18 protein-coding genes are annotated in these 23848 nt (G+C 45.5%); 6 read left to right on the top strand and 12 right to left on the bottom strand.

Annotated elements, in window-relative coordinates; all coding sequences use genetic code 11:
- Positions 1-74: 74 nt before the first annotated feature.
- The 6 genes from QUB63_RS19705 to QUB63_RS19680 form a co-directional block, all read right to left on the bottom strand.
- Positions 75-782 (bottom strand): hypothetical protein, encoded by a 708-nt coding sequence (locus QUB63_RS19705; protein ID WP_332946963.1) that lies wholly within the window; start codon positions 780-782, stop codon positions 75-77.
- 5 nt (positions 783-787) lie between these two features.
- The gene (dpdH, locus tag QUB63_RS19700) at positions 788-3892 is read right to left on the bottom strand and encodes a protein DpdH (RefSeq protein WP_332946962.1); all 3105 of its coding nucleotides are present in this window, start codon (positions 3890-3892) and stop codon (positions 788-790) included.
- Positions 3889-4776 (bottom strand): protein DpdG, encoded by an 888-nt coding sequence (dpdG, locus tag QUB63_RS19695; protein ID WP_332946961.1) that lies wholly within the window; start codon positions 4774-4776, stop codon positions 3889-3891. Before dpdG ends, dpdH begins: the two co-directional genes overlap by 4 nt.
- A complete protein-coding gene (gene dpdF / locus QUB63_RS19690) occupies positions 4773-7319 on the bottom strand; it encodes a protein DpdF (protein WP_332946960.1) in 2547 nt (848 codons plus the stop codon). The genes dpdG and dpdF overlap by 4 nt, the downstream gene beginning before the upstream one ends.
- Positions 7319-10663: a protein DpdE gene (gene dpdE, locus QUB63_RS19685; RefSeq protein ID WP_332946959.1), complete on the bottom strand. Its 3345-nt coding sequence runs from the start codon at positions 10661-10663 to the stop codon at positions 7319-7321. The genes dpdF and dpdE overlap by 1 nt, the downstream gene beginning before the upstream one ends.
- Positions 10664-11234: 571 nt before the next feature.
- On the bottom strand, positions 11235-11774 hold the full coding sequence (locus tag QUB63_RS19680; protein ID WP_332946958.1) for a Dps family protein: 540 nt from the start codon (positions 11772-11774) through the stop codon (positions 11235-11237).
- On the opposite strand from QUB63_RS19680, the gene QUB63_RS19675 reads away from it, so the two are divergent.
- Both QUB63_RS19675 and QUB63_RS19670 read left to right on the top strand, forming a co-directional pair.
- On the top strand, positions 11758-11892 hold the full coding sequence (locus QUB63_RS19675) for a hypothetical protein (RefSeq protein ID WP_332946956.1): 135 nt from the start codon (positions 11758-11760) through the stop codon (positions 11890-11892). The two genes, QUB63_RS19680 and QUB63_RS19675, sit on opposite strands and share 17 nt — an antisense overlap.
- A 30-nt stretch (positions 11893-11922) precedes the next feature.
- Positions 11923-13971, top strand: a complete 2049-nt coding sequence (locus QUB63_RS19670) for a sugar phosphate nucleotidyltransferase (protein ID WP_332946955.1) — start codon at positions 11923-11925, stop codon at positions 13969-13971.
- A 143-nt stretch (positions 13972-14114) separates the two neighbouring features.
- On the opposite strand, the gene QUB63_RS19665 is transcribed toward QUB63_RS19670, so the two are convergent.
- A complete protein-coding gene (locus QUB63_RS19665; RefSeq protein ID WP_332946954.1) occupies positions 14115-14243 on the bottom strand; it encodes a hypothetical protein in 129 nt (42 codons plus the stop codon).
- Positions 14244-14388: 145 nt separating this feature from the next.
- Between QUB63_RS19665 and QUB63_RS19660 the strand changes: the two genes are divergently transcribed.
- From QUB63_RS19660 to QUB63_RS19650, 3 genes are all read left to right on the top strand, one after another.
- A complete protein-coding gene (locus QUB63_RS19660; RefSeq protein WP_293186657.1) occupies positions 14389-14739 on the top strand; it encodes a hypothetical protein in 351 nt (116 codons plus the stop codon).
- Between the two features lie 117 nt (positions 14740-14856).
- The gene (gene ycf46 / locus QUB63_RS19655) at positions 14857-16386 is read left to right on the top strand and encodes a stress-responsive protein Ycf46 (RefSeq protein WP_332946953.1); all 1530 of its coding nucleotides are present in this window, start codon (positions 14857-14859) and stop codon (positions 16384-16386) included.
- Between the two features lie 130 nt (positions 16387-16516).
- Entirely contained in the window at positions 16517-16870 is a 354-nt protein-coding gene (locus QUB63_RS19650) for a DUF1257 domain-containing protein (protein WP_006635781.1), read from the top strand.
- Between the two features lie 224 nt (positions 16871-17094).
- Here the strand turns inward: QUB63_RS19650 and epsE are convergent, their stop codons facing one another.
- The 3 genes from epsE to QUB63_RS19635 all read right to left on the bottom strand — a co-directional run bounded on the left by epsE (position 17095) and on the right by QUB63_RS19635 (position 20810).
- Positions 17095-18363, bottom strand: a complete 1269-nt coding sequence (gene epsE / locus QUB63_RS19645; protein ID WP_332946952.1) for an exopolysaccharide biosynthesis GT4 family glycosyltransferase EpsE — start codon at positions 18361-18363, stop codon at positions 17095-17097.
- Positions 18364-18410: 47 nt separating this feature from the next.
- The gene (locus QUB63_RS19640) at positions 18411-19709 is read right to left on the bottom strand and encodes a glycosyltransferase family 4 protein (RefSeq protein WP_332946951.1); all 1299 of its coding nucleotides are present in this window, start codon (positions 19707-19709) and stop codon (positions 18411-18413) included.
- Between the two features lie 84 nt (positions 19710-19793).
- Positions 19794-20810 (bottom strand): glycosyltransferase family 2 protein, encoded by a 1017-nt coding sequence (locus QUB63_RS19635; RefSeq protein WP_332946950.1) that lies wholly within the window; start codon positions 20808-20810, stop codon positions 19794-19796.
- A gap of 613 nt (positions 20811-21423) precedes the next feature.
- On the opposite strand from QUB63_RS19635, the gene QUB63_RS19630 reads away from it, so the two are divergent.
- The gene (locus QUB63_RS19630; RefSeq protein WP_332946948.1) at positions 21424-22119 is read left to right on the top strand and encodes a glycosyltransferase family 4 protein; all 696 of its coding nucleotides are present in this window, start codon (positions 21424-21426) and stop codon (positions 22117-22119) included.
- Positions 22120-22201: 82 nt separating this feature from the next.
- Here the strand turns inward: QUB63_RS19630 and QUB63_RS19625 are convergent, their stop codons facing one another.
- Positions 22202-22708 carry a serine O-acetyltransferase gene (locus QUB63_RS19625; RefSeq protein WP_332946947.1) on the bottom strand — a complete coding sequence of 169 codons (507 nt, stop codon included), beginning with the start codon at positions 22706-22708 and terminating at the stop codon, positions 22202-22204.
- A gap of 403 nt (positions 22709-23111) precedes the next feature.
- The gene (locus QUB63_RS19620) at positions 23112-23693 is read right to left on the bottom strand and encodes a serine O-acetyltransferase (RefSeq protein WP_332946946.1); all 582 of its coding nucleotides are present in this window, start codon (positions 23691-23693) and stop codon (positions 23112-23114) included.
- Positions 23694-23848: the final 155 nt, after the last annotated feature.

Genomic DNA, 23848 nt, shown 5'->3' with positions numbered 1-23848 from the left:
GCGGCGCACCTTACCAGGCATCAACTCTATTTTTAGGGTGCGCCGCAGCGCAGGTTTTTTCACGGCTAAAATTATTAGGTCAACCGAATTCGTAAAGAATCAATCAAACCATGTTTAGTCAGCCAATCTTTTACTTCGGGAGTTAAAAGACTCAGGGTAGCACCCTGATTAGCAGCAACTCTGAGAAAACAAAGCGCGGCTTCCGGGACTTCATCAGCATCCAGCCTATCCCAGCATTGGTTCAATTGCTCAATTAGCCGATCGACTTTATCAAAATCCTCACTGCTTTGGGGAATTGAGTTAGACTCCCGAATTTGCACATCTAAATTTCTAATTCGTTGGACAGTTGGCTTAGATGCCGAAACTCGATCCAGCACATTCAGGAATTCCTTATTCGTGTTCGGCATCTTTTCAGTTCGGTACAGCCCCCAAGCTTGACTCAATTGCTCTCTCAGAGCTTTTTGTAAGTCCTTTACCCGAGAGTCAAAATTATTTCTGTTGAAATTTTCATTGTCTATAATCCACTCAGGATTTTTTTTTAATTCTGCCTCAACATTAGCAATAAATGTCAGCAAAATCTCAGCCTTTTGAGTTAAATCAAAATTGGCAATTCCTCTGTCGCGAAAAGCTCTTAAAGATTGCACAAGAGGTAGAGTTCCAGTGACAGCTTGCTCGATCTGTTTTTGTCGAGATTGAAACCCTTGATAATGCTCTGCATACTTCCGAAGATTAATTGTCTTTTGAGACAACTCACTCAATTCATAGGATTTTTCTAGAAGCATATTGTCTATCCTTTAACCTCAGTAATTAGATTCCGCAGTTTAGCCAATCCATCTTGAATAGCTCTATGGCTCGATTCTACTGTTCCACCGCCTGACACTTCTAACTCCTCAATCCGGTTTTTGACCTCCTTTAGAGAAGCATCAAGAAAATTATTGGTACTCTTGATAAAATCGGCAGATTCTGTCATTGCTTTTTGATGATTTTCGCTGAGATACTTGAGCAGCTTCCCAGGTTGAAGGTCTGGACTATCTTTTTCAATTTGCAAGCGTTTCATGGTATCTACATAGCTAGAAAGTCCGATCGCCTTAAACTGTTTCAAGACAGGTGTTAGCTCATCGAAATTCTTCATTCCCCGAATTACAGCGGCGTCTCTTGCTCGCTCCATTGCCTGCTTGACAACATCAACCACATCCTTTTTATTGATATCTTCTCCGAGTTCAGATACTAGAGAACGATAAACAGCTAGTTGCCGATCGCACTCCTCTTGCATCGCTTTTTCTAGCAATTCATCCACCGCTTGACGCGCTTTATCAATTTCAGGAAACTTCTCCCGAACATCAGCCGGAATTTCAGATTGAGGCAGCCAAGATTTGCTAACCTGCTTCAAAGGTTCCAAAATTTGAACAGTATCAATAATTTGAAATTGTGTAGAGCTTCCTTTCGTGCAAGCGGTTCGACTCCTAACAATGTCTAGTAAAGCATCGCGGTGTTTTTGTAAAGTACCAAATAGCTTTTTCCAAGTAGCTGAACGATGTTCTAAATCTTTTGGGTCTAGTTTGAGAAACAAAGCATTTATCAAATCTTCAGTAGAATTGGTAGAATGTCCTGCCATTGTTGCTGCGATCGCCAGTAGCTCAACAGCAGCAGGTACAGGGCTCCAGGGTTCCCCAGACTCGCGGGGATACAGGCGAATTTGCTCAACTACATACTGACTCCATCTTTCCAGTTGTTTAGCATAGGTGCGGAAGTAGCGAGATCCCTCGGGGAACCTCCAATGCTTGTAATGGCTGTATTGCAAGATACCTTGAAAGGCGATCGCCGTTTCCCGAAACTCATCTGCATCATCAGGATTCAGAGGAAGAGATAATTTAACTCCAGAAATCGTCTCCCTCGTCACTTTTGGACTAAAAAAAGTAATATTTCTGCTTTTAAAATATGCCGTCCCGCTACTAGCAAAAACTCCCTTAAGCAGCATTTCCGTATCCCATTCGATCCGCTCGCCGATAGCTGAATAGATCGACGGCCGCAGTTCCCCAGCGATATCTTGCGGGAGAATTTCTTGATTGTTCCAGCCATTAAGAATTTCTATTTGCCTCTTCAGCTTGTCGGGAACTTGTCCGGCTGCTGTCAGATTTTTTTTAGTTTGAGATTGTGACTCAACTTGATAATTACTAACAGAAGACCTAGACTCTTTAGCACCCGAAACAGATGATGATTTTTTTGTAGGCTGAACCTTCACGCCCAGCGCCGGAATATCAAATGCAGAGTGAACTTCTGGGTGCAAATCGCAAAGCTCGTTACTATTCGTCCACAAATCGATCAGAATCTGGCGGCGATCGCAATTTTCTGGATCTTTCGCTTGAATATCTCCCTGAACAATTGCACTCAGCCGCATCTTGCCAAAGTGTTCTCGCACAGAAATAGCAGGAAACTCTCCGCCCTCGATATCAGCAGCAGAATTTTCTAGCGTCCACTTAAGAACATCTTTAATCAAAATCCGAGGGTTAAAATTGCCGGGATTGACTCTAGAAAGCATTTGTTCTAATGCTTCCGGAGTGAAAGGATACAAACCAAAACCGTCTGCTTCTGCAAAACCCGCATGACAAGCTAGTTTGTGTTCGCATTCATTGCAAGCACTAGGTAGAGATTCTCGATCCGAATCTTCGCGATTGCGAGAGTCAGCCCACCAATTTTGAATTGTTTTCTCCTCCAAACGCACCGCGTTGAGATATCGACCCACAAATTGTTTGATATCTGCATAATTCACTAAAGATTGTTCGCCAACTGTGCCAAGGTCAAGATTAACGCTAAAAGTAATCCGCTGTTTTACTGTATCTAACCTCAGACTGTCAAAATAGCCCGTAGTACAAGCTAGCGCCGTTCTGATCGCGCACAAAGGTTTGGGTCCCGGTTGTTGAGGTCGCGCTAAAACTGCTTCTAAAACTTCGCGATCGATGCCTTGCAATTTAGCAAAATCTTCAATCAGCAAAACTAACTCTATTCCTTGTTCTGCTAAAGTTTCGCGAACTTCCCGCATTAATCTTTGTAAATCTTCGCGCCCCAGACTCAAAACCTGAGCGATCGCTTCATCTAAATGCCGGTTCAACCAATCTACAGTTGCCTTTTGAGTATCCTCATCGCCGATGAGGAAGCTATAAAAATCCTGTGCTTGCTTGCCAGCTTTTCCCAAGTTTAAAACATTAAGAGGCAAGTCACCGAGCGAAAAATGCCTCCGTTGTTCCACAATTTCTACCGTATCTCGCTGTCCGAGAATGTGGATAACTAATTGATGGATAATACCCCCATCCTTTAGCCAGTGTTTTCGGAAAAATGGATCGTAGAGTAGAGCATCAACAGCACCGACGAGGTAATCTTCCACATCAGAAAGTTTAGTGCGATCGCCCCGACCGTTTGGGCCAACAGCAGCCGCAAGCTGATTCAGAAGTTGTTCCCGCGCTTGGGCTTCTGTCAAGCTGCTAGTGGCTCGATTTAAACGCTGCCGGTATTCATCAAAACTTGCTCCTGGCATCCCTTCTAATATTAAACTGATAATATCTTTGAGATTCGTGCCAATTTTGGGAATCAGCAAAACTCGGCGCTTTTGGGTCGATGCAATATTGGCGGCCAGCCAGCGAATCAGGTGAGATTTTCCCGTTCCCGAACTTCCTAAAACTGGCACGAAAGCGAAATCTTGTTCGGCGAGAAAGTCTTTCAGAAATTGTTCCTCACTGTAGGTAACTCGCGACGGTGCATCGATAAGTTCCTGGCGGTACATGGCGATCGGATGGTGAGTTGCCACAAATATACTATCTGGAGTTTGGGTAGCCTCCACACCCATCACGCGGCGAACGCGATCGACATCCCAGCAAACAAATTTTGTAAAAGTCATGGTTCTACCCCCGTCAAAATAATATGAGAAAATCCCGCTTCTTTGTCTCCACTTGGAAAGATGAATAAATCAGCATCCGACTCTTTTACAAGCTTGATGCAACCATCATCCTGAAGGCGAAATAAAGCAAAAGCCGTGCTAGTTGATAAGTGATTTGGTAAGCGACCACCAATTTTTTCTTCTACCTGTTCTCGAAATTTTCCATTTTCAAACAGAGGACATTTTTTAGCTAGGCGATCGAGAAAATCTCGGATTGAAAGTTTAGCTTTTGCTTCTCCTTGAAATAAATCCTTTAAATTTCGTCTGAGATAAGCAGTTGGCTCAGCCACAACAAGTTTTTTGTTTGAATCTAAAGCATGACCCCAAGCAAATCCTAAATAACACATCCAGTCCTCGGCTTGACCCAACAAAGCATCGCTCGATGCTTTCAAATCTAAAGACCGATCGACTCCCTGCTCTACGACAAGCTGTTCTACTTCTTTGTAAGTACGGGGAGCATCATAAATATCCTGTGCTAAATACCATGCTATTAACCGACCTAAATCTTCTTCATCTTCGTTATCAAAAGCAAACAATAGCTCTACCAGCGTATCGGGTAACAATTTATCACCCATTTTAGGATGTCGAGATGCTTCGGGAAGCTCAAAATTTATAGCAATATCATCATTGTCTGCGATTAATAAGCGACATTTTATGCTTTCTCGCAGTGCATCATCAAACATCGGATGTTCGGCACTTTTGTTTCTCCCTTCTGACAATTCATGTGGAGAAAGCAGGCGAGTGAGTTTTTCCTTGTTTTCGCGCTGTTTGGGTGCTTCAAGTAAATATCTAAATATTCCTCGCATTCGACTAGGAGTAGCTCTACCTGTTTTTAAGACGCTCATAAATTAACCTCCCTGCAAAAGTGGTCAAACATAAAAAGTTTCCCCGAAAAAATATCAATCAGCTTGCGGTCATCGCGGCTCGGATCGGGTGTATCTCTGGGAAGTACGATAATCAGCGGAGCCTGAGAAGTTCTGTTGAGTGACAGATAGTGGTGAGGGATAGCCTTTCCGGGCGGATGAAATATCAGGGTGGGAATGCGCGGCATCAGCAGAGGCTCGTATTTTTGAAACAAAAATATACAAGCATCGGCTATCCGATTTGTTTCTGCTATCAATATACTCTGAAATTCATCAGCCACCACCAGATTATTAATTCCCTGCTCGATTAACCAGTTAAAAAGTTTAGGGCTTTTGAGTTTCCAGCTTTGAGCTTCAAGAGACTCATAGAAAACTAGCATTAACTTATCTTCTCCTAGCAATCGTTTGAGTTTTTCACTTACAAAAAAATTAGGTTTTTGCCATACAGGTAATGGCGCGGGCATAATTCCCGAAAACTCTGGTTCCCTGTTTTTTCTGCAAACAGGACATCCACCGCAAGCGGGAGAAACTCTGACCAGTTTTCTCGGTTCTGGCACTACACGGGCGGGAATAGTGTAAGCTTCAGCAAAGATTTCGGAAATACAGCGTTCCGGCCGCAAAACCTCGCGCATTAATTGCAGGTTTTTATAGCTCCAGTTTTGGCGCTGCTGGCGAATTGGCTCTACTTTATGTTCCCAAGTTTGACGCTTGAGGTGCGATTCATCTCGGATGCGGATGAAACGGGACTCTCTGTGAACTTCCCAAGCTTCGTTATAAGCTGCTTCCGATTTAAAATTTCTTCTTCGCGGCGGTTCATCGGCATCAATATCGATTAAACCCGATCGACTCATCAGCGTTAAAGTGCGGATGTTCCAAGCCTGATTCTGTTGGCTGTTCATGTCAATGTCTCCTGGTTGTAAGGATGGAGGAATATTGACGGGAACGCGAAACCGCCCATCGGGAAGAATTTCTTTCCTCAAAAACATCCTTTTCCACCGCTGAAAACCCCGATCGATCGTAATGGCAGATTTGTCATTAAGCGATTTGGCAATCTCTAAGTCTTCATTGGTGTGTAAGGTGAGCGAGATTGCTGCTTTGCCGTCTCGACCACCTCGACCCACTTCTTGATAGAAACGATCGATCGTTTCTGGAATGCAAGCATGAATTACTGCCCGAACATCTGACTGATCCACACCCAATCCGAAAGCAGAAGTAGCAACCACTATATCAACTCGTCTCTCGCGCAAGTTTTGAATCAGTTGAGAGCGTTCTAGCGAGCTCGATTCTCCGGTCATAATGGCACACCGTTGGAATCCAGCAGACAATAAATCCTGTTTCCATCGCCTGACATCTTCGCGCTTTGTGGCGTAAACAATCAAAGGGCGGGGAAGATGATAAACTGCTTCAATTAATCGCTGTTTCCTGACTTCTTCACTTTGACACCAAGCAAACCAGTAGGACGGTTCCGGTCGCAACTGTACGGCAGATATCACTTGAAAAGGGCCGGGTTTTCCGAATAAAGTTTCAAGAGTATCCAAACAAGATTCTGTTAAGGTTGCAGTCAGCAATAAAGTAGTAAAAGAAGTTAAGCGCAACAAATCTCTTCGCAAGCCGGGAAGTTCTTGGAAAGCGGGGCGAAATTCATCACCCCACTGTTCGACGATATGCGCTTCATCTATTACGAAATACCGCAGCATTTCTGATTTTGCTGCTTCGTAAAGAGCAGGTGCGAGAGAATTCATCAAGCTTTCGGGTGAGGTGAAAACGATTCGCTGGGTGCCATTGCGAATGCGATCGCGAATTTCCTGCCGTCTCTCTTGTTCTTGCCCAAACTCGTCGCCATAATAGGCAGTGGCATGGTTCACAAAAGGTTTTACAGCTCTTTCTTGGTCGATCGCCAGTGCTGTAGTCGGCACTACAACAACAGTTACACCAGCATTTTTCGATCGCAACAAAGCAGGCAATTGAGCGCAAAGACTTTTGCCCGCTCCAGTAGGCAGGTTAATCGCTAGTGTCGATTTTTCAGGAGCAGTTAAAACAGCACGAATCGCCTCGCGCTGTCCCACACTCCGGTAATTTTTCCTACCCACCAATTCCCAAAACGGATCTCCCTCAACTGGCTCGTAATTGCGACGTTTTTTATCATCAAATACGGGTTTGTCTGGGGGATATTGTGCGGAAAAATCCAGCCAATCAGGCTGCCAAGGACGGGCGCTAATTAAATAGCAATCCGCAGTTTCACCCAAAATATCGATACCGCTTTCTTGCCACATTTCGCGATCGGGAAAAAGAGAAGTCCGAGGTACTTTCAAAGTTGGGGGTATCCCGCCCTTTTGCTCGTATTCCCGCCGCAGAACCTGACGGATCGCAGCCGCAATATCTCCCATTCCCGGCGCGCAATCTGTTCCCGCAGCACCCAAAGTTTCCAGCAAGCGCCTGTGACAAACTTCTGAAAACTGACTTGTACCGGCAGGAATCTTACCTGTTTGGAGAATTTCTCTGAGTTCTTGAAAAGAATCAGCCATCACTCATCTCCCCCTTCCTGAGATTCAACCGGAGGTCGCCCAGAAACTACAATGAATCCTACAGAATCAAGCTTGGTTCGGGGATAGCGAATCCCTTCTAACATCGCTTGACTTAACGCAGTTTCTATGTTAACTTCCTTGGCTAGTAAAGAATGCGAAGTTTGTGCGCTTTCAGCCATTCGGTTGAGGCGCAGCCGCAGTTGGTCTAGTCTATTTCCTAATTTCCGATCGGCGATTTTGGCGCGCTGTTCGCAGAGTTCGATGAAAGAAGTGCGATCGCGCAACAGTATTTCCGAAGTCTCACGCGCCTGAGTGCACAAATCAGGCCACTTACTCTCATCAACAAACTCATTGAGAACCGATAATCGACTTTTTGCTAAATTATAATCTCGGCAGGGATGAGAACTTTTACCCTTGTACGAACCTTGCAGAATCTTCAAAACAGCTTCATCTTCAACAATGCTCATTGGTTCGTAGCGAGCATCAATAAAAATTGTCTCTACGAGCGGAGGAAATAACGCATCAGCGCGCCGTTTCACAGATACAAATCTACTTCGATCCAGCTCAAAATCTGTTAAAACTTGCTGGGCTAATTCCAAATCGGTCTCGACTACATAATTAAAGCGAAAACCGAACCATTCCATCCCTTCTCCAGCATCCCAAGAGCGATCGCACCGCCACATCGCAAAGGCTTGACCTCGGTCATCCCAATGAATGTAAGATGCTAGTGCCTCAACAAATTTTTCCCCGATACGGTAGAGATTGACACCGGGATTTTGAGTTGATATTCTCCGGTTATAAGTACCAGATAGTTCTCCACAATCGGCAAAGTGAGTTCTTAGATCGTGAACGGGAATTAAAGTGCGCGCAGTATGTTGATAATGCTGCACTTTTGCTAAATTCGGATCGTCAATTGCCTTGAATTGTAGCGCTTGACAAATCCAGTCTTCTGTGACTCGTTTTATTTCTTGATGGCGAGCATCACAATCATCTAAAGCTTGAAAATATTCGGTAGCATTTTCATCCCGAGCATCAATTTCATCTAAAGCGTTTTGTTCGCTAATTTTCACTTGTTCCCCAGCGATTCCTTCCCGGAGCGACTCGATTTTTTCTAAGAGTCCGCTAGCACCAGATTGAAACAGCGCTGATTCCAGTTCCGGCAGTTTTTCATCTACATAAAACTGAAGGCTGGCAATTGATTGATGAAAAATGCCGAAACCATCTTTTAATAATTCATACCAAGCACTGTGAGGGCTATCCTCTAAGTCTGCACCCGCAAATAGTGTAAGCTGAACCTTCATCGGGCGACCAATGCGATCGATCCTGCCAATCCTTTGTTCTAAACGATTTGGCGATCGGGGAAGATCGAAATTAATCATCCAATTGACAAATTGGAAGTTGCGGCCTTCTTCACCAGAGGAATCGCACACTAGGATAAAACAATTGGGCTCATTTTTAAAGCGATCGAGGTTTTTTTCAACATCAGAGCGTTTCATCCCTAATTGATGGCTAGCTACATTTGGGCTACCGAAAGTACCTGATAAGCACCGGACAATCTCAGCGCCGGTTTGAATAAAACTGGTGAAAATGATAACTTTTGGTAGGGTATCTCCCGGTATCGGGCGGCGAATTCGCTGCTGCACCTGTTCCAGCAATCTATCGAGGTTGCTGCGATAAGATTGAAGTTTCAAACATTCTGACAGATGATAAAGTAGAACTATCTTGAGTAATTCGATGCGATCGCCTTCTGCAGAAGGTTCTTGAATAATTCGCTGCAAAGATTGCAGAATTTCTGCTTCTGGTGAAAATTTAGGGGTTTCAGTCAGAATTCGGATGCTATCGGCGCCAAATTCTTGAATCAAACTAGAATGGGAGATGCCGCTTAAACGGGTTTCAAGCACTCTTTCTAAAATTCCCAGCCAAGTACCAGCAGCGCGAAATAAAAGCAGAAAAATCTGCTGGTATTGTTGTTCTTTGGGGGCGATTGTGCGCCATTCGTCGATGAGCTCGTGAATTTGGGGCGATCGCTCATCTAAGTCATACTCTACTTTTGGTATGATATTGCGATCGAAAATGACATCTTCTACGGAAGCGCGGCGGTTCCGCAGCATTCGACGGTGTAACCGATAGGTGTCGCTGATGTGGGTGCGAATCGATCGCACAATTCGATCTCGAAGCGCGGCAGGTGTTTCTTTAGTTTGCAAGCAATTTTGCAACTCATCTGCGAGGTTTAGCAGATACGGATCTTCCGCAAAAAGATTTCGCAGTCGATCGAGGTTAGTTTTAAGAACAAAAGGATTTGCTCCCTCCTTAAATGAAAGTAAAACTCGACCAATTTGTTGGCGGTTTTGTACCCTCGCACGAAAACCTTCCAAATCGTTAAGTTGATAGGTTATTGGATCGAGCAAGTGCAGCATCGCCAGGAAATCTTGCTCGTGATTGAGAACTGGGGTTGCAGATAATAGGAGTAGGCGATCGCTTTTGTGAGCGAGGTGTTTGCAAGTTTCAAAACGCTGGCGCTGTACCGCACCGGCAGAGGTAGCCATTGCTGCGATGTGATGCGCTTCATCTAAAATTAAAAAGCCTAAATCCGCATTCGGGCTGACTCGATCGACATCCTCTACTGCAAGTACCTGCACTCGCTTGTCTGAGCCAGAGATATAAAATTTATTTTCTAATTCTTGAAACCATTGTTCCCGCAGGTATTGCGGTACTAATACCGCTGCGCGTCCCTGCGGTTCGTCGAGGAGATATTGGCGGAGAATAGCACCAGATTCGATCGTCTTTCCCAGTCCAACTTCATCTGCTAAGAGGTAACGTTGAACAGGATCTTCCAGTACGCGCCGGACAACTTCAACTTGATGGGAATAAAGCTCAATATTGGCGGAAATCAGCCCCCTCATCCCGCGACTGACAGCGCTCTGTTGAGTCAGACATTTGACAAAAGCTAAACGCCGATCGTGAAAGTAAGGTGTTTCTTGACCTTTTAGCGCCAGAATTGCGATCGGATCTTCAATGGGGATATTGCAGCGCACGCACACATCTGCTTCCGCGGCCCATTCTGTTTGGCGATCGGGTAGGTGAATTTCGTATCGACAGCTATCTTCATCCCAGGCAAAAATCCGACCAACCATCCAAGTTTGTTTGCTTTGGAACCAGAAATAGCACCTCGTCTGATGTTGCAGCCTAACTCGATCGAGCAAACTTAAGTCTAAGGTTCGTTCTATCCGGTTCCCCACCGAACAAAAATACTCAACTAAGGCATCTGAATTATATATTTTAACAACTTTTCCTATACCGAGGTCGTTGTTGCGCGATCGCACCAGACAACCAAGCTCTATCATAATTCGCGTCTCCTGAGAGCGATCGGTTGACGAACCAAACACTTCGCCAAAGCTATAGCAGCAGAAACTAAGTTTCCGACTAGCTGGCTAACCTGCGTCTTTAAATTTTGTTTGTAAATTTTGAAGCCTGACCTGCATAAAACTAACTTGTACCATAGGCAATGTCCTAGGCTCAGATTGGCGGAGTCTAAAAAAATTGCGGGTTAAAAACCCTTTTATTGAGTTTACCCTGTTTAACTAAAAAATTCTAGTCTAGTATAATTTTATTCATAATACGGACGCACTCGCCCGACCCAGAAACCGGGTTTTTGACCACATTAAACCCTAAACCAGTATTTTCCTAAAAAACCCGGTTTCTGCCAACCCGGACGCACTCGCCCGACCCAGAAACCGGGTTTTTGACCAAATTAAACGCTAAACCAGTATTTTCCTAAAAAACCCGGTTTCTGCCAGCCCGGACGCACTCGCCCGACCCAGAAACCGGGTTTTTGACCAAATTAAACGCTAAACCAGTATTTTCCTAAAAACCCGGTTTATGAGAGTTCGCGTGGGCGATTCCCGTACAATCAATCTAAGCGTGAGAAGCTGTAGGAGTTTTAGCTTGTGGCTGCTGGCCGTCCGGCGCAAGCGATTCCCCTTCAATAAACGATCGCAACATCCAAGCCATTTGTTCGTGCTGTTCCATCAAACCAGTCAAAAAGTCTGCTGTTCCGTCATCCTTAAACTCTTCGCCGCACTGTTCGACGTGTTGGCGGAGATTGCGAATAATCAGTTCGTGGTCATCAACTAAACGCGACACCATCTCAGTCGCTAAAGGCAAATCGCCGATATGTTCTTTAATCGAAGCATACTTGAGAAAACCCTCAGCAGTACCAATTGGGTAGCCGCCTAAAGCTCGAACCCGTTCGGCCATAGCATCAATATTCTCAGTCAATGCCTGGTAGTGTTCTTCCCACAATTGGTGGAGCGATCGAAACTGCGGGCCAACTACATCCCAGTGATACTTTTTGGTTTTGATTAACAGCAGATAAGCATCTGACAGGTCATGATTCAACAGTTCGATAACGCCTGCACGTTGCTCGTCAGATAGACCTATGTTTAACTTACGCATTGAAACTGTTCCCTTAACTCTCTGTTTAGATTTATTAGAACAAATTTCCCCAGCCACTTACATCAACCCAGAGGACGATCGCACTTTAGTAAAATATCTCCATCTCAGGTTAAAGTAATCACAATATAGATACCCTTAGATAGATGCAATGAAACTTTTTGTTCCGGGCCGCCTTTGTTTGTTTGGCGAGCACAGCGATTGGGCCGCCAGTTATCGATCGCACAATCCCGCTATAGCAAAAGGCTGCACTCTGATAGCCAGTACAAATCAAGGAATTTATGCCGAAGTCACAAAACATCCGACACACTTGATTTTGCGGGCCGCTTTAAATGACGGCACAAAAATTGAGGCTGCACTCCCGATGGCAAAAAATGCTCTGCTTGCTGAGGCCCAAACAGGAACTTTTTTCAGTTATGCAGCCGGTGTTGCCGCTCAATTTCTCTCCCACGGCGGCACGGAAGGACTAGAAATTGACAATTATTTAACAGATTTGCCAATTCAGAAAGGCTTGTCTTCAAGTGCCGCAATTTGCGTGTTAGTAGCCCGCGCTTTTAACCGCTTGTACGATTTGAAAATGAACGTCCGCGCCGAAATGGAAATGGCTTATCTCGGCGAGACTGCAACACCTTCGCGCTGCGGCCGCATGGATCAGGGTTGTGCCTATGGAAATCGCCCGATTATGATGATTTTTGACGGCGATAAAATGGATGTTGTTGAGCTAAAAGTTGCCAAAGATTTGTTTTTTGTCATCGTAGATTTGGGCGCCAGCAAAAACACTCAAGAAATTCTGGCAAGCCTAAATCAGGCTTACCCCTTCGCTGCGAATGAAGTTCAAGAAAACGTGCAGAAATATCTCGGCACGATTAGTTATCAAATTACCCAAGATGCAGCCGCAGCTTTACAGCAGGGAGATGCAGTCAAAATCGGCGAGTTGATGAAAGTTGCCCAGAGGGAATTTGACAGGTATTTAATCCCCGCTTGTCCCGGGCAATTAACGGCTCCTGTCTTGCACGAACTCCTGAACTATCAACCGATTGGGCCTTATATTTTGGGTGGCAAGGGAGTAGGTTCTCAGGGAGACGGCACGGCGCAGTTTATCGTGAAAGATGCCGAAAGTCAACAGCAAGTTATCGAAATTATCAGCAGGGATTTCCCCCTGATGGAATGTCTGAAACTTACTATTAGTTCTCAGACCCCTTTGCAGCCTGAAACAGAATTTTATACAGCAACCCCAGAAATATACAGGCGTCCCGCCTGTTCCACGCAGATAGAAGAAAGAAAAGATGCAGAAAAAGCTTCCCGACTGCAAGTCAGAAAAGCCGTGATTCCGGCCGCTGGCTTCGGCACTCGGATGTTTCCGGCTACTAAGGCAGTGAAGAAGGAATTCTTGCCAATTATCGATCGCGACGGCCGCGCTAAACCAATAATTTTGGCAATTGTGGAAGAAGCTTTGAGTGCGGGAATTGAAGAAGTTGGTATAGTTGTGCAAAAGGGATCTCGCACTTTTTTTGAAGATTTCTTTAAAACTGGGTCGTCTCCCGAACTTTTCCAAAAATTGTCTCTGCAAAATCAGGAATACAGCCAATATTTGCAAGAGTTGGGGCAGCGCGTTACAATTCTCACTCAGGATGTCCAAGAAGGATTCGGCCACGCGGTATTCTGTGCTAGAGAATGGGTGAACAGCGAGCCATTTCTGCTGCTTTTGGGCGATCACATTTACTCGTCGCAAACTGAAATTTCTTGCGCGCGCCAGCTATTGGATATTTACTCGCAAGTGCGGCAAAGCGTGATTGGTTTGAGAGTAACACCATCTGACGTAATTCATCACTACGGCTGTGCGGCGGGTGTTTGGCAGCAACAAGATGCTGTTTTGTGGGTGACGCAAGTTTACGAAAAGCCGGATGTCGAGTATGCGCGGCAGCATTTAAGCGTAGAAGGCATGGCGGAGGATTTATTTTTAACTATGTTTGGGATGTATGTCCTCGATCCTAAAATCTTTGATTATTTGGCAGAACATATTAATGCCAATTTTCGAGAAAGAGGCGAATTTCAGTTAACGTCGTGTTTGGATAAGTTGCGGGAGTTCGAGGGAATGGCTGGTTATGTGGTGCGAGGGCGGTGTTTTGACACGGGATTGCCGGATGTTTACCGGCAGACTCTGATTGATTTTCCCATATCTCGGGGGGCGATCGGCTAATATGGCTGCGCCCGGATTGCCCGCAGCCTGTTCGATCGTTCGGACTTCAGTCCTCATAAAACGAATAACCCCAACTCGCCATGAACCCGCCCTCTGGGCAAATCCACAAACGAACCTATATATATAGTCGATCGACCTTGACGCTACCGCATACCAATTTCAAAAAAGAATGCAACTGCCTTGCCAACTCCAAACCCCGATACCGCTGAGTCCTTCCCCAATCTAAAATCTAAAATCGTAATATCTGCCGCTGCCTCATCAGCTATATCCATTGTTTTTGCGTTGTTAACCGCCCCAAAATCACGTCAATTGTAACGAAATATTACAGAATGACGCTAAAGCAGCATAGAGGCTTGACAGCAAAGAATTAAGCGGCTAATCTGATATACATACCCGGGTAAGTCAATTCACTGTCATATGCAAGAAAAGCAAAAAGTTACACTGTATCTTCCACCTGAACTGCATCGCCAGCTCAAAATCAAAGCCGCAGTCGAAACAGAACCGATGTCATCAATTGCAGAAAGGGCAATTGTCTTCTACCTAGGAAACCCCGAACTGGTTGACGAAGTAGAAGCCTCCTACGGACAAACCCACCGGGTGTACACTTGTCCAGAATGCACGGGTTCTGTAGTAATGCGAGATGGAGAACTGGCATCCGTAACAAGTCAGCCGAGCGTATTGGCTGAGCAGGACCTTCCAGTAAAGCAGGTGTCGGGCGTCAGCGCCAGCACAGCCCAACCGGGAGAGGAAGAATTGGTTCCCTGCTAAGAATGCTTTGCTTCCCCAAAAATCTCTAACTGAAATTTTCTGTAATTTTCAGTAACAGGGCGAAGGGCAGCATGGAGATTCAGCAAAGATAGCACCGTCTCTAGTGGGTCGAGGAATATGCAAGAAGAGATCAGTATCCTAATCCAAGCTCAATATCCTCTGATCTACCTCGTGACATCCGAGGAAGAGCGGTGTGAGCAAGCAATTTCGACAATAGCTCAAGTCAAACCGCAAAGACGAGTATTTGTCTGGACTGTAACCCAAGGCATGATTGAGCGCACGGAGCAGGGTCAACCTCGTAACAATCAGCAAAGCACCCTCTCGCCACAGGCAGCCCTTGAATGGGTGATCAGGCAGCGGGAACCAAGCAGCAACCCTAGTGGAATCTATATATTCAAAGACCTTCATCCTTTTAAAGATGATGCAAATGTAACAAGGTTATTGCGGGATGCGATCGCCAACTTCAAAGGAACGCAAAAGACAATTATACTGATGTCTCCTTTGCAGCAAATTCCGATCGAGCTAGAAAAGGAAGTAGTGGTATTAGACTTCGCGCTTCCAGACATGAAGGAACTCAACCAAGTATTGTCTGGCCAGTTGGAGCAAACCAAATCGCGACGCATTACCACAGAAGGGCGAGAAAAACTTTTAAAAGCAGCCTTGGGATTGACTAAGGACGAAGCTGAAAAAGTTTATCGCAAAGCCCAAGTTTCCACAGGGCGCTTAACAGAAGAAGAAGTAGACATAGTTCTGTCGGAGAAGAAGCAATTAATTCGGCGCAACGGCATTCTAGAGTTCATTGAAGAAGACGAAACCCTAGATGCAGTCGGCGGCTTAGAAGAGCTGAAACGGTGGCTCAGGCAGCGTTCCAACGCCTTTACAGAAAGAGCGAGAGAATACGGCCTGCCCCAACCAAAAGGGATGTTAATTCTCGGCGTACCGGGCTGCGGAAAATCGCTGATTGCCAAGACTACCTCCCGCCTCTGGGGACTGCCCCTGCTGCGGCTAGATATGGGTAGAGTCTACGACGGCTCGATGGTAGGTCGATCGGAAGCTAATCTCCGCAACGCCCTCAAAACCGCAGAATCCATCTCTCCAGCCATCCTCTTCATCGACGAACTAGACAAAGCCTTTGCAGGAGGCACTGGTTCTGCCGACTCGGACGGAGGCACCTCCAGCCGGATTTTCGGTTCCTTCCTCACTTGGATGCAAGAAAAGACTTCCCCAGTCTTCGTAATGGCAACAGCCAACCGCATCGAGCGTTTACCCGGGGAATTCTTGAGGAAAGGTCGATTCGACGAACTCTTCTTTGTTGACCTGCCGACGAAGGAAGAACGCCAAGATATATTCAAAATTCACCTGTCAAAACGGCGTCGGGAAATTTCTCGCTTCGATTTAGAGCAACTTTCCAATGTTTCCGACGGCTTTTCAGGAGCAGAAATTGAGCAAGGGCTAGTAGCAGCCATGTATGAGGCCTTCGCTCAAGATAGAGAGTTTACCCAGCTAGATATCATCGCGGCCATTAAATCCACATTGCCACTGTCTAAAACCATGACCGAACAGGTTACTGCCCTGCGGGATTGGGCTAGACAGCGCGCGCGGCCCGCTGCGTCTTCCGTCGCTGAATACCAGCGAATGGAATTCTAAAAGCTTTCTCCTGGTCCAAACAGGAGCAAAGGCTAGCAACAGCTAGCAGTTCGATTGAAGAGCCGCCCAGCGGCACCGTTAAATCCAGACCGTTGTTGTTTCTCTCTCAGTTTTATTAGGAGGAAATCCAATGTCTCACTTTAGCACTCTGCGTACCAAAATCACCGATGCCGAAATCCTGAAAGCTTCCCTGCGCGACTTGGGCATTTCAGTCAAGTCAGAAGCTGATGTTCGCGGTTATAACGGTCAGCGCGTTCGCTCCGACATCGTGGCGATTCTGGAAGGCGAATATGACCTGGGTTGGTCTCGCAATAGCGATGGTTCCTTTGACCTGATTGCCGACCTCTGGGGCGTCGCCAAAAAGCACAATCAAACTGAGTTAATCAACTCCATCAACCAGAAGTACGCAGTTAACAAGACCTTGGCAGCAGTCAAGCAGCGCGGTTTACAAAACGCCAACGTCAAGTTGGTAGTCCAAAATTAATCGCTCTGCGCGTTTCTAAGCTGGCGGGTTAACCAAATACGGGTTAACCCGTTTTTTGCTGGGATGTAGAGTGGGGTTGTCAAATCCTCAGGAGAGTTAGAGTTATAGGACTTACGCACGCACTGGGTAGGGCGACGCACACTACACCTTAGTTCTTGCTAGAGGCAGCGTCTACACAGGTAATTTGCGTAAGTCCTGGGTTACCTGAGTCAAGCGACTTTAGATTAAATGTTTTCGCTCGCTCTTAAGTCAGGCGGATTAGTTTTTGCAAGTTCTTCCAAGCATTGAGCTAAAGTTTCTGCACTGCGGTGGTGGCTAAATTTGGCGATAATTTTTTTCCGGGATTCTTCAGAGAGGCTCAAAGCAAGCTCGGGATTCTGGAGGATGTTGGCGATCGCATCTGCCATTTCTTCTGGTTTTTCCGATCGGACTAATACAGCATCCACACCGTCATCTACCAGCTCGGAAGTTCCGCCTACATCAGTCACTACCGTCGGAACTTCCATCGCCATTGCTTCCATCACGGCCACCGGAACTCCTTCATTCAAACTTGCCAAAGCAAAAATATGAGCTTCTTCAAGACCTTGGCGAATTCGCTTTTCTGAAACAGCCCCCAGTAACTCTACATATTCAGACATCGATTTATTATCAATGATTTTTTCTAATTCTTGATGATATCCGCTGCCCCCTTGTTCGTCCTCGCCTGCAATTTGCAGCCGCACGTCAAATCCCCGATCTCGGAGCAATTTTACAGTTTCAATCAAATATTTGTGTCCTTTCACCAGGTTGAGGCGGCCGCAAGAGAAAATCCTGCAGGAACTGCCGGCCTGCCAGGGCCCGTAGGGAGTGTGGCGTTTGATTTCAGCAACATTAACCCCCATTGGAGCAACAGCTAATTGCTTGGGAAGAAAGTTTGCCAATTTGTTTTTGACATCACCCAGCAGCAGTTGAGATATTACAATCACAAAACTGGAATTTTTCCACTTTTGTTCTTGATTGGGCCCGTATACTTCTAAAGTCGGCCCGTGCAGAGTCATGCTGTAAGTACAGCCTGTAAGAATTGAATTAAATAAGGCTATATCGCCAGCACTAGCACAGGAATGAACGTGGATGTGCGACCAACCTTGGGTTTTTGTTAATCCTGCTAGTTTGCTAGCAACAGCCACCATTGCCAAGAGTTTAACTTTTTCAGATAAGGATGTATCTCTCGCTTTGGCAATAACTGCGAGGCACTGCCACCATGCAGCAGGCCCAGCTTTGAGAAACTCTGTGAAGGAGCTGATAAAATCTTTAGCTGTAAAGGGAAATAGATAAACTGTATTTTTTCGAGCTTCTTCTGCCCATAGGTGGGAAGAAAGCGCTTTGACGGGAGGTTGAGTTGATACCAAATCTGTTTCAATTCCCAGTTCTGCCAGAATTTGTCGCTCCCGCCACAAAAAAATGTGCGTTTGTCCTGGAAATTGTGGTAGAAAATATCCAATCTTTGCTTTCATATCGCATCCGACTCCTTGAGTTTTTTTTCACCAACAATATTTATCGGTTATGCTGATGCAGAAACACCTTTTTTGTCGTCGAGCATTTTTTCGTAAAGTTCGACTATTTTTCTGGCCTTGTTATCCCATTCAAACTCTCTAGCTCTTTCGATTGATTTGGCTGACATACTCGATCGCATTTTTTCATCCTCAACTAAAATCTTTATTTTTTTGGTTAATTCTTGGGTGAGATACTCTCGAGAATTGGGCTCGATCTTAAAACCTGTTTCTTCAGTTACGTATTCGCCAATACCGCCGTTGTTTGCCACAATACAGGCCAGCCCGCAAGCCATAGCTTCTATTACCACTGCACCGCCAAACTCCCTGATCGAAGGGAAACAAAAAATATCTGCTTTCCTGTAAAAATCGCGAGTTTCCTGTTGATTCACCCATCCGGCAAAGCTGACTATTTCACCTAAATTAAGTTCCTGCACTCTGTTTTCCAAGCTACTTCTTTCAGAACCGTCTCCCACTATAGTTAAGCGTATTTTACTTTGAATTACAGGGTCTAATTTTCCAATAGACTCTATAACCACATCGGGGCATTTATAGGGAACTAATCGGCCCACAAAAAGTAAATTTATCTGGTCGCCTGCTTTTTTTGCTGGTTTTGCAGGCATTAAAAAATCCTGGGAAATCCCATTTTCGTAAAACAGCTCTATTCTTCGATCTGGGATAGCAAACAATTCTTTTAGCAAATTTAAAGTATATGTTGAACCTGCCAATACTTTGTCTGCTTTCTTGTAAGTTTCTACGTAGCCCGGTACTAACGATCGACCTACAGCTCTCAAAAAGTTTAAGTAAGCAAATTCCTGTCTGGCTACTTCTTGAAAGCCGGGGGGAAAGGGAACGCCTCCATTCACGGGCCCCAAAAGAAAAGGAGTTTGCTTGCACGCCTTGACTGCTTTGACAGGATATCTAGGCATCATCGGAGTTAGAGCGTGAACTAAATCGTAATCTCCTCTCTGGATTTGCTCTTGGAATTGCTGATAAACTTTGTGATTGAATTCTGCATATATTGGGTAGCCGAGAGTATTAGCTAAAGGCCAGTTATTCCGACCTTTTAGTGTCATGCTTGCCATCAGAGGGTAGTATTTTTTTGTTAACTGACTCTCGTTTATATAAACAACATTATTATACTGGTTGAGTTTTTCCAGGGCTTCTTTATTTCTAATGTGGGTAACTAGCGTAGCATCTACCAGCTTGTTAATTGCTTGAAAATATTTGTATCCTTCCAAAGGGACAGATGCCATTTCTGGATTGCACTGCTCTATAATTAGCAATATTTTTAAATGGTTTTCTCTCATTTGTTTGCAACTTTTGAATGTAGGTTAATTTGAGTATAGCAGAGGTGTTGAAAAACAGCAAGTCCGCTGCCTTTAAGATTAATTCTAATTATTAACTATGTTAATTTGGTTAGCGGTCTTATATTCGATCAACTTGCTGCGCTGCCCTAGCAATCGGCGCAGGTGAAACTGAATTTGACCCTGTAGCTGAGGAAATTTGGCTATTACACAAGACAGGGCATACACGGCAGCGTTTTTAGCTGTGAAATTCCGCTGCTTTGCATAATAGTTATAGGTGCGATAGGTTGCCAAAAGGTAAGCGCTGCACGCTAACAGGCTCCAGCCTTTTGTCGGCCATGCCATTGTCAAGGCTAGCACTGGCAAGACTAATCCCCAGAACCAGGTACTTTGGGTCTCTTTGACCCAATGGCGCTCCGGTTCGCTTCCGTGCATCCAGGCTCCCTCGGCGTAGGCGTAACCAGCTCTTTGAGCGCGCTTCCACCACTGAGAAAAACTGGTCATTTGTGCGTCGTGCAGGGTCATTTCTGCGTCTAAGCGAAGGATTTTCCAACCTTTTTGGCGCAGCCGCACGCACATTTCCGGTTCTTCGCCGGCTATGAGTGCGGGATTGAAACCTTCAACTTGCTCAAATGCTGCTGCGCGCATCATGGAATCGCCACCGCAGGCTTTGGTTTCACCGATCGGGGTATCCCATTCGATGTCGCATAATTGGTTGTAGATAGTAGCTTCGGGGTATCTTTCGCGCCGGCGACCGCACACCGCAGCTACATCGGGGCTGGCTGTGAGTTCGCTGTGCGCGCGATCGATCCATCCCTCAACCACTTCGCAGTCGCCGTCCACAAATTGGACAAATTCGATGTCCGGTGATAGTTCCAGCAGGCGAGCAAAGCCTACATTCCTGGCGCGAGCTGCGGTAAACGGTGTGGACAAGTCGAGTTCCACTGCATCGACTCCTAGGGAACCAGATAACTCAACGCTGCCGTCTGTGGAGCCGGAATCGACGTAGACGACGCGGGCAACTTTGCCCAGGGCGGAGACTAGGCACTGGCGGAGCCGCTGCCCTTCATTACGTCCGATCGCCACTAATCCAATTTGTTTCAAGTCTTACCTCTTGAATTCGACCGAGCTGTTCTTTTAATATTTTAGTAACAATCAAGCTAATTTCACAAGATCTTTATGCCAAAACTTTCAGCCCGGGGCTGTAGTGGCGGTCTAAGCGCCTTCAGCTTATTATATATTAAGTCATGTCACATCTACCGTTTTTAATTCAGCGGAGTCAACCATGTTAAATTTGAGTTCTTTGTTCACAATTTACTGTAGCGGTCAAGGAATAAGCCATATATTTTTGTCACTTTGCTCCGAGTGGAACTACCCTGACTTTAAAACCCGGATGGTTGTTCCCAATTGCGCGCCATCATATCGCGGGTCTAATAATATTGTTGAAAGCGTACCCCGATATTTGAAATGGTTTTACTACAGGTTCCCAGATACAGCGCAATCTTGTGCCCAAAAGCGTTTTCTGAGAGATGTCAATGATTTTGATGCATTTTACTTGTTCCCTCCCACTTCAATCGAAACTTTTAGAAAGGTAAAGCAGCAGGCGAAAAAAGTTTTTTGTGAGCGTATTAACTGCTCTACTAAAAAGGCAAAATATATTCTTGACGATGCTTACGACCGCTTGGGCCTCGCTCCCCAACATGGAATTACAGAGGCGATGATTCAGCAAGAAGATGAAGAAATGAGCTTGGCTGATTTCATTTTTTCTCCTAGTCCGGAGGTAAAAAAATCTTTTCTCGAAATAGGAGTTCCCGAATACAAACTGATTTCAAGCAGTTACGGGTGGTGTCCCAAGCGCTTCCCGAATATTTCGCCCAAAAAACAGCCATCAGACACCGTTACTGTGGTCTTTGTGGGCAGCGTCTGCGTCAGAAAAGGAGCTCACTTGCTCTTGCAAGCTTGGGAAAAAGCCGGCATTAAAGGCAGACTGGTGCTTTGCGGAACCCTAGAGCCTGCAATTGCCGAAACTTGCAGCGATATTTTAGGACGCTCTGATGTAATTCATCTGGATTACACCACCAATGTTGGCGAGGTATATGGCGAAGCTGACATTTTTGCCTTTCCGAGTCTGGAAGAAGGCAGCCCGCTGGTTACCTATGAAGCTATGGCTCACGGGTTGCCACTTATCACCTCACCTATGGGAGCGGGCGCAATTGTTCGGAACGGCACAGATGGGCTCGTGGTGGACCCCTACGACTCTGAGGCTCTTGTTGAAAGTTTGCGAAAGCTTGCTTTGTCGCCGGAGTTGAGAGCTGGGATGGCTGATAGTGCTCGCCAGCAAGCCGAGGAATTTACCTGGGAAAAAGTAGCGCGCCGGCGGAAAGAATTGGTGCAGGAGAAATTGAAAGTTTAGAAAATAGGAGGATTCTTTGAAAGAATCCTTCCTATCCAACTTCCTTTTTCCTGGCAAGATTTCTCGGGGTGTATTTTCAGGATTAGGGTTTTTTTTCGAGAATTTTTGCGGGTATTCCCACTGCGGTTGCGCCCGGTGGTACGTCGCAAATCACCACAGCATTTGCACCAATCAAAGCATGATCGCCGATCGTTACGGAGCGAATAATTTTTGCTCCTGCACCGATATCGACGTGACCGCCAATTTTGACATGAGCAACAATTGTGACCTGTTGAAAAATCATACAGTTCGGGCCAATAGACGCCTCTGGATGAATGACAATGCCATTAGGATGAAGCATAACGAGTCCCCCTCCTATCTGGCAGTTCAAAGGGATGTCAGTTCCAGCTACAATAGTCCAGAATAGATGCTGGATCGTGTTGAACCGGGATAAAAAATATCCTAAAATTCCACCTTGCTGCTGCCATTTTTGATAGTTGCGGATAGATTTTAGGAGTTGGCGACTGGGTTCCCACCACTTGCTAAGTTTTTCGCGGCTCCAGTCTGGAACTGTGGCAGAAACGACTGGTGTAGTTATTGATTCAACCATTCTTTGTGCAACAGAATAGATAAAATATACATAATCATGTGACCCTTGATTATCAGTATATGATAACTGGTTGCTGATTGACAGTATTTTTTGAAATTCTCTAGCAATCCTATTTGAGTTGTAATGTTTTTGTAGGTTGCCAGGTTTTTAGGGTAGGCACGGCGGGGGACTAACCCTACAAATTTTTCACAATTCATACAGGATTGCTATACGGTCAACTTATCATTATTTAGTTAACCGAGTTGATGTCTACAAACAAGCCGTCGCGATCGCACCCTTTGTGCCACAATAACAATTGCAATAGAACTACACGATTTCGTAAAACCCTCTATCACTATAGAGGTGGTATATCTCTAGTTTATTTAAGTAAGAGAAGAGACAGGTCACTTTTTCTGGCACTAATTTAAGGATTGTTTTCCACAGGGCGAGATTTGATAATTTTGGCAGGGATGCCAACGGCAGTTTGACCAGCAGGAATGTCTGATAAAACGACAGCATTTGCACCGATATTTACGTCGTCTCCCAGGTAGACCTTGCCGAGAATTTTTGCTCCGGCGCCGACGTTCACCCGATCGCCCAATTGAGGGGATTCTAGAGGTTTTTCCAAGTAGCGGTTCCCCAGGGTTACGCCTTGGCGGATAATGCAGTCGTCACCAAGAGCGCAGTATCCGTGAATGATAATAGCACCTTGATGTTCAATCACCACGCGGCGGCCGAGCTTCACTGTGTACGGCAAATCTATGCCGTAAGTATTGCGGACTTTTCGATAGAGCGATCGATATAGAATGCTCAAGGGAGCCCGCAGCAGTTTTGGTTCTACCTGCATTCTCCAGACACCGAATCTTTGAACTGCTACGGCGCGAAATCCCGGTTTTGTCCAATCGCGACCGTGAGCAATCCAGTCTTCTTTAATCTGCTGCCACAATCCCAGTGCAGGGGTTTCTACTTGATTTTCACTTGCTATTAAATTTGACTCCGTTACCATAAGCTGTACTCAACACTCTGTCTTGTTTAAGTTGTTATTAGATGCCCCAGATTTTAAGCTATTTCTCTGGTTTTGCAGGGAGAATGCACCCGGTTTCTTCAATCAAAAACACCCCATGCTGCTGCGGTGAATTACGCAATGTTTGGTTTGCCAGG

The sequence above is a fragment of the Microcoleus sp. ARI1-B5 genome, assembly GCF_036705795.1.
In the GTDB taxonomy this organism is placed as follows: domain Bacteria; phylum Cyanobacteriota; class Cyanobacteriia; order Cyanobacteriales; family Microcoleaceae; genus Microcoleus.
This window is presented reverse-complemented; position numbering and strand designations above follow the sequence as displayed.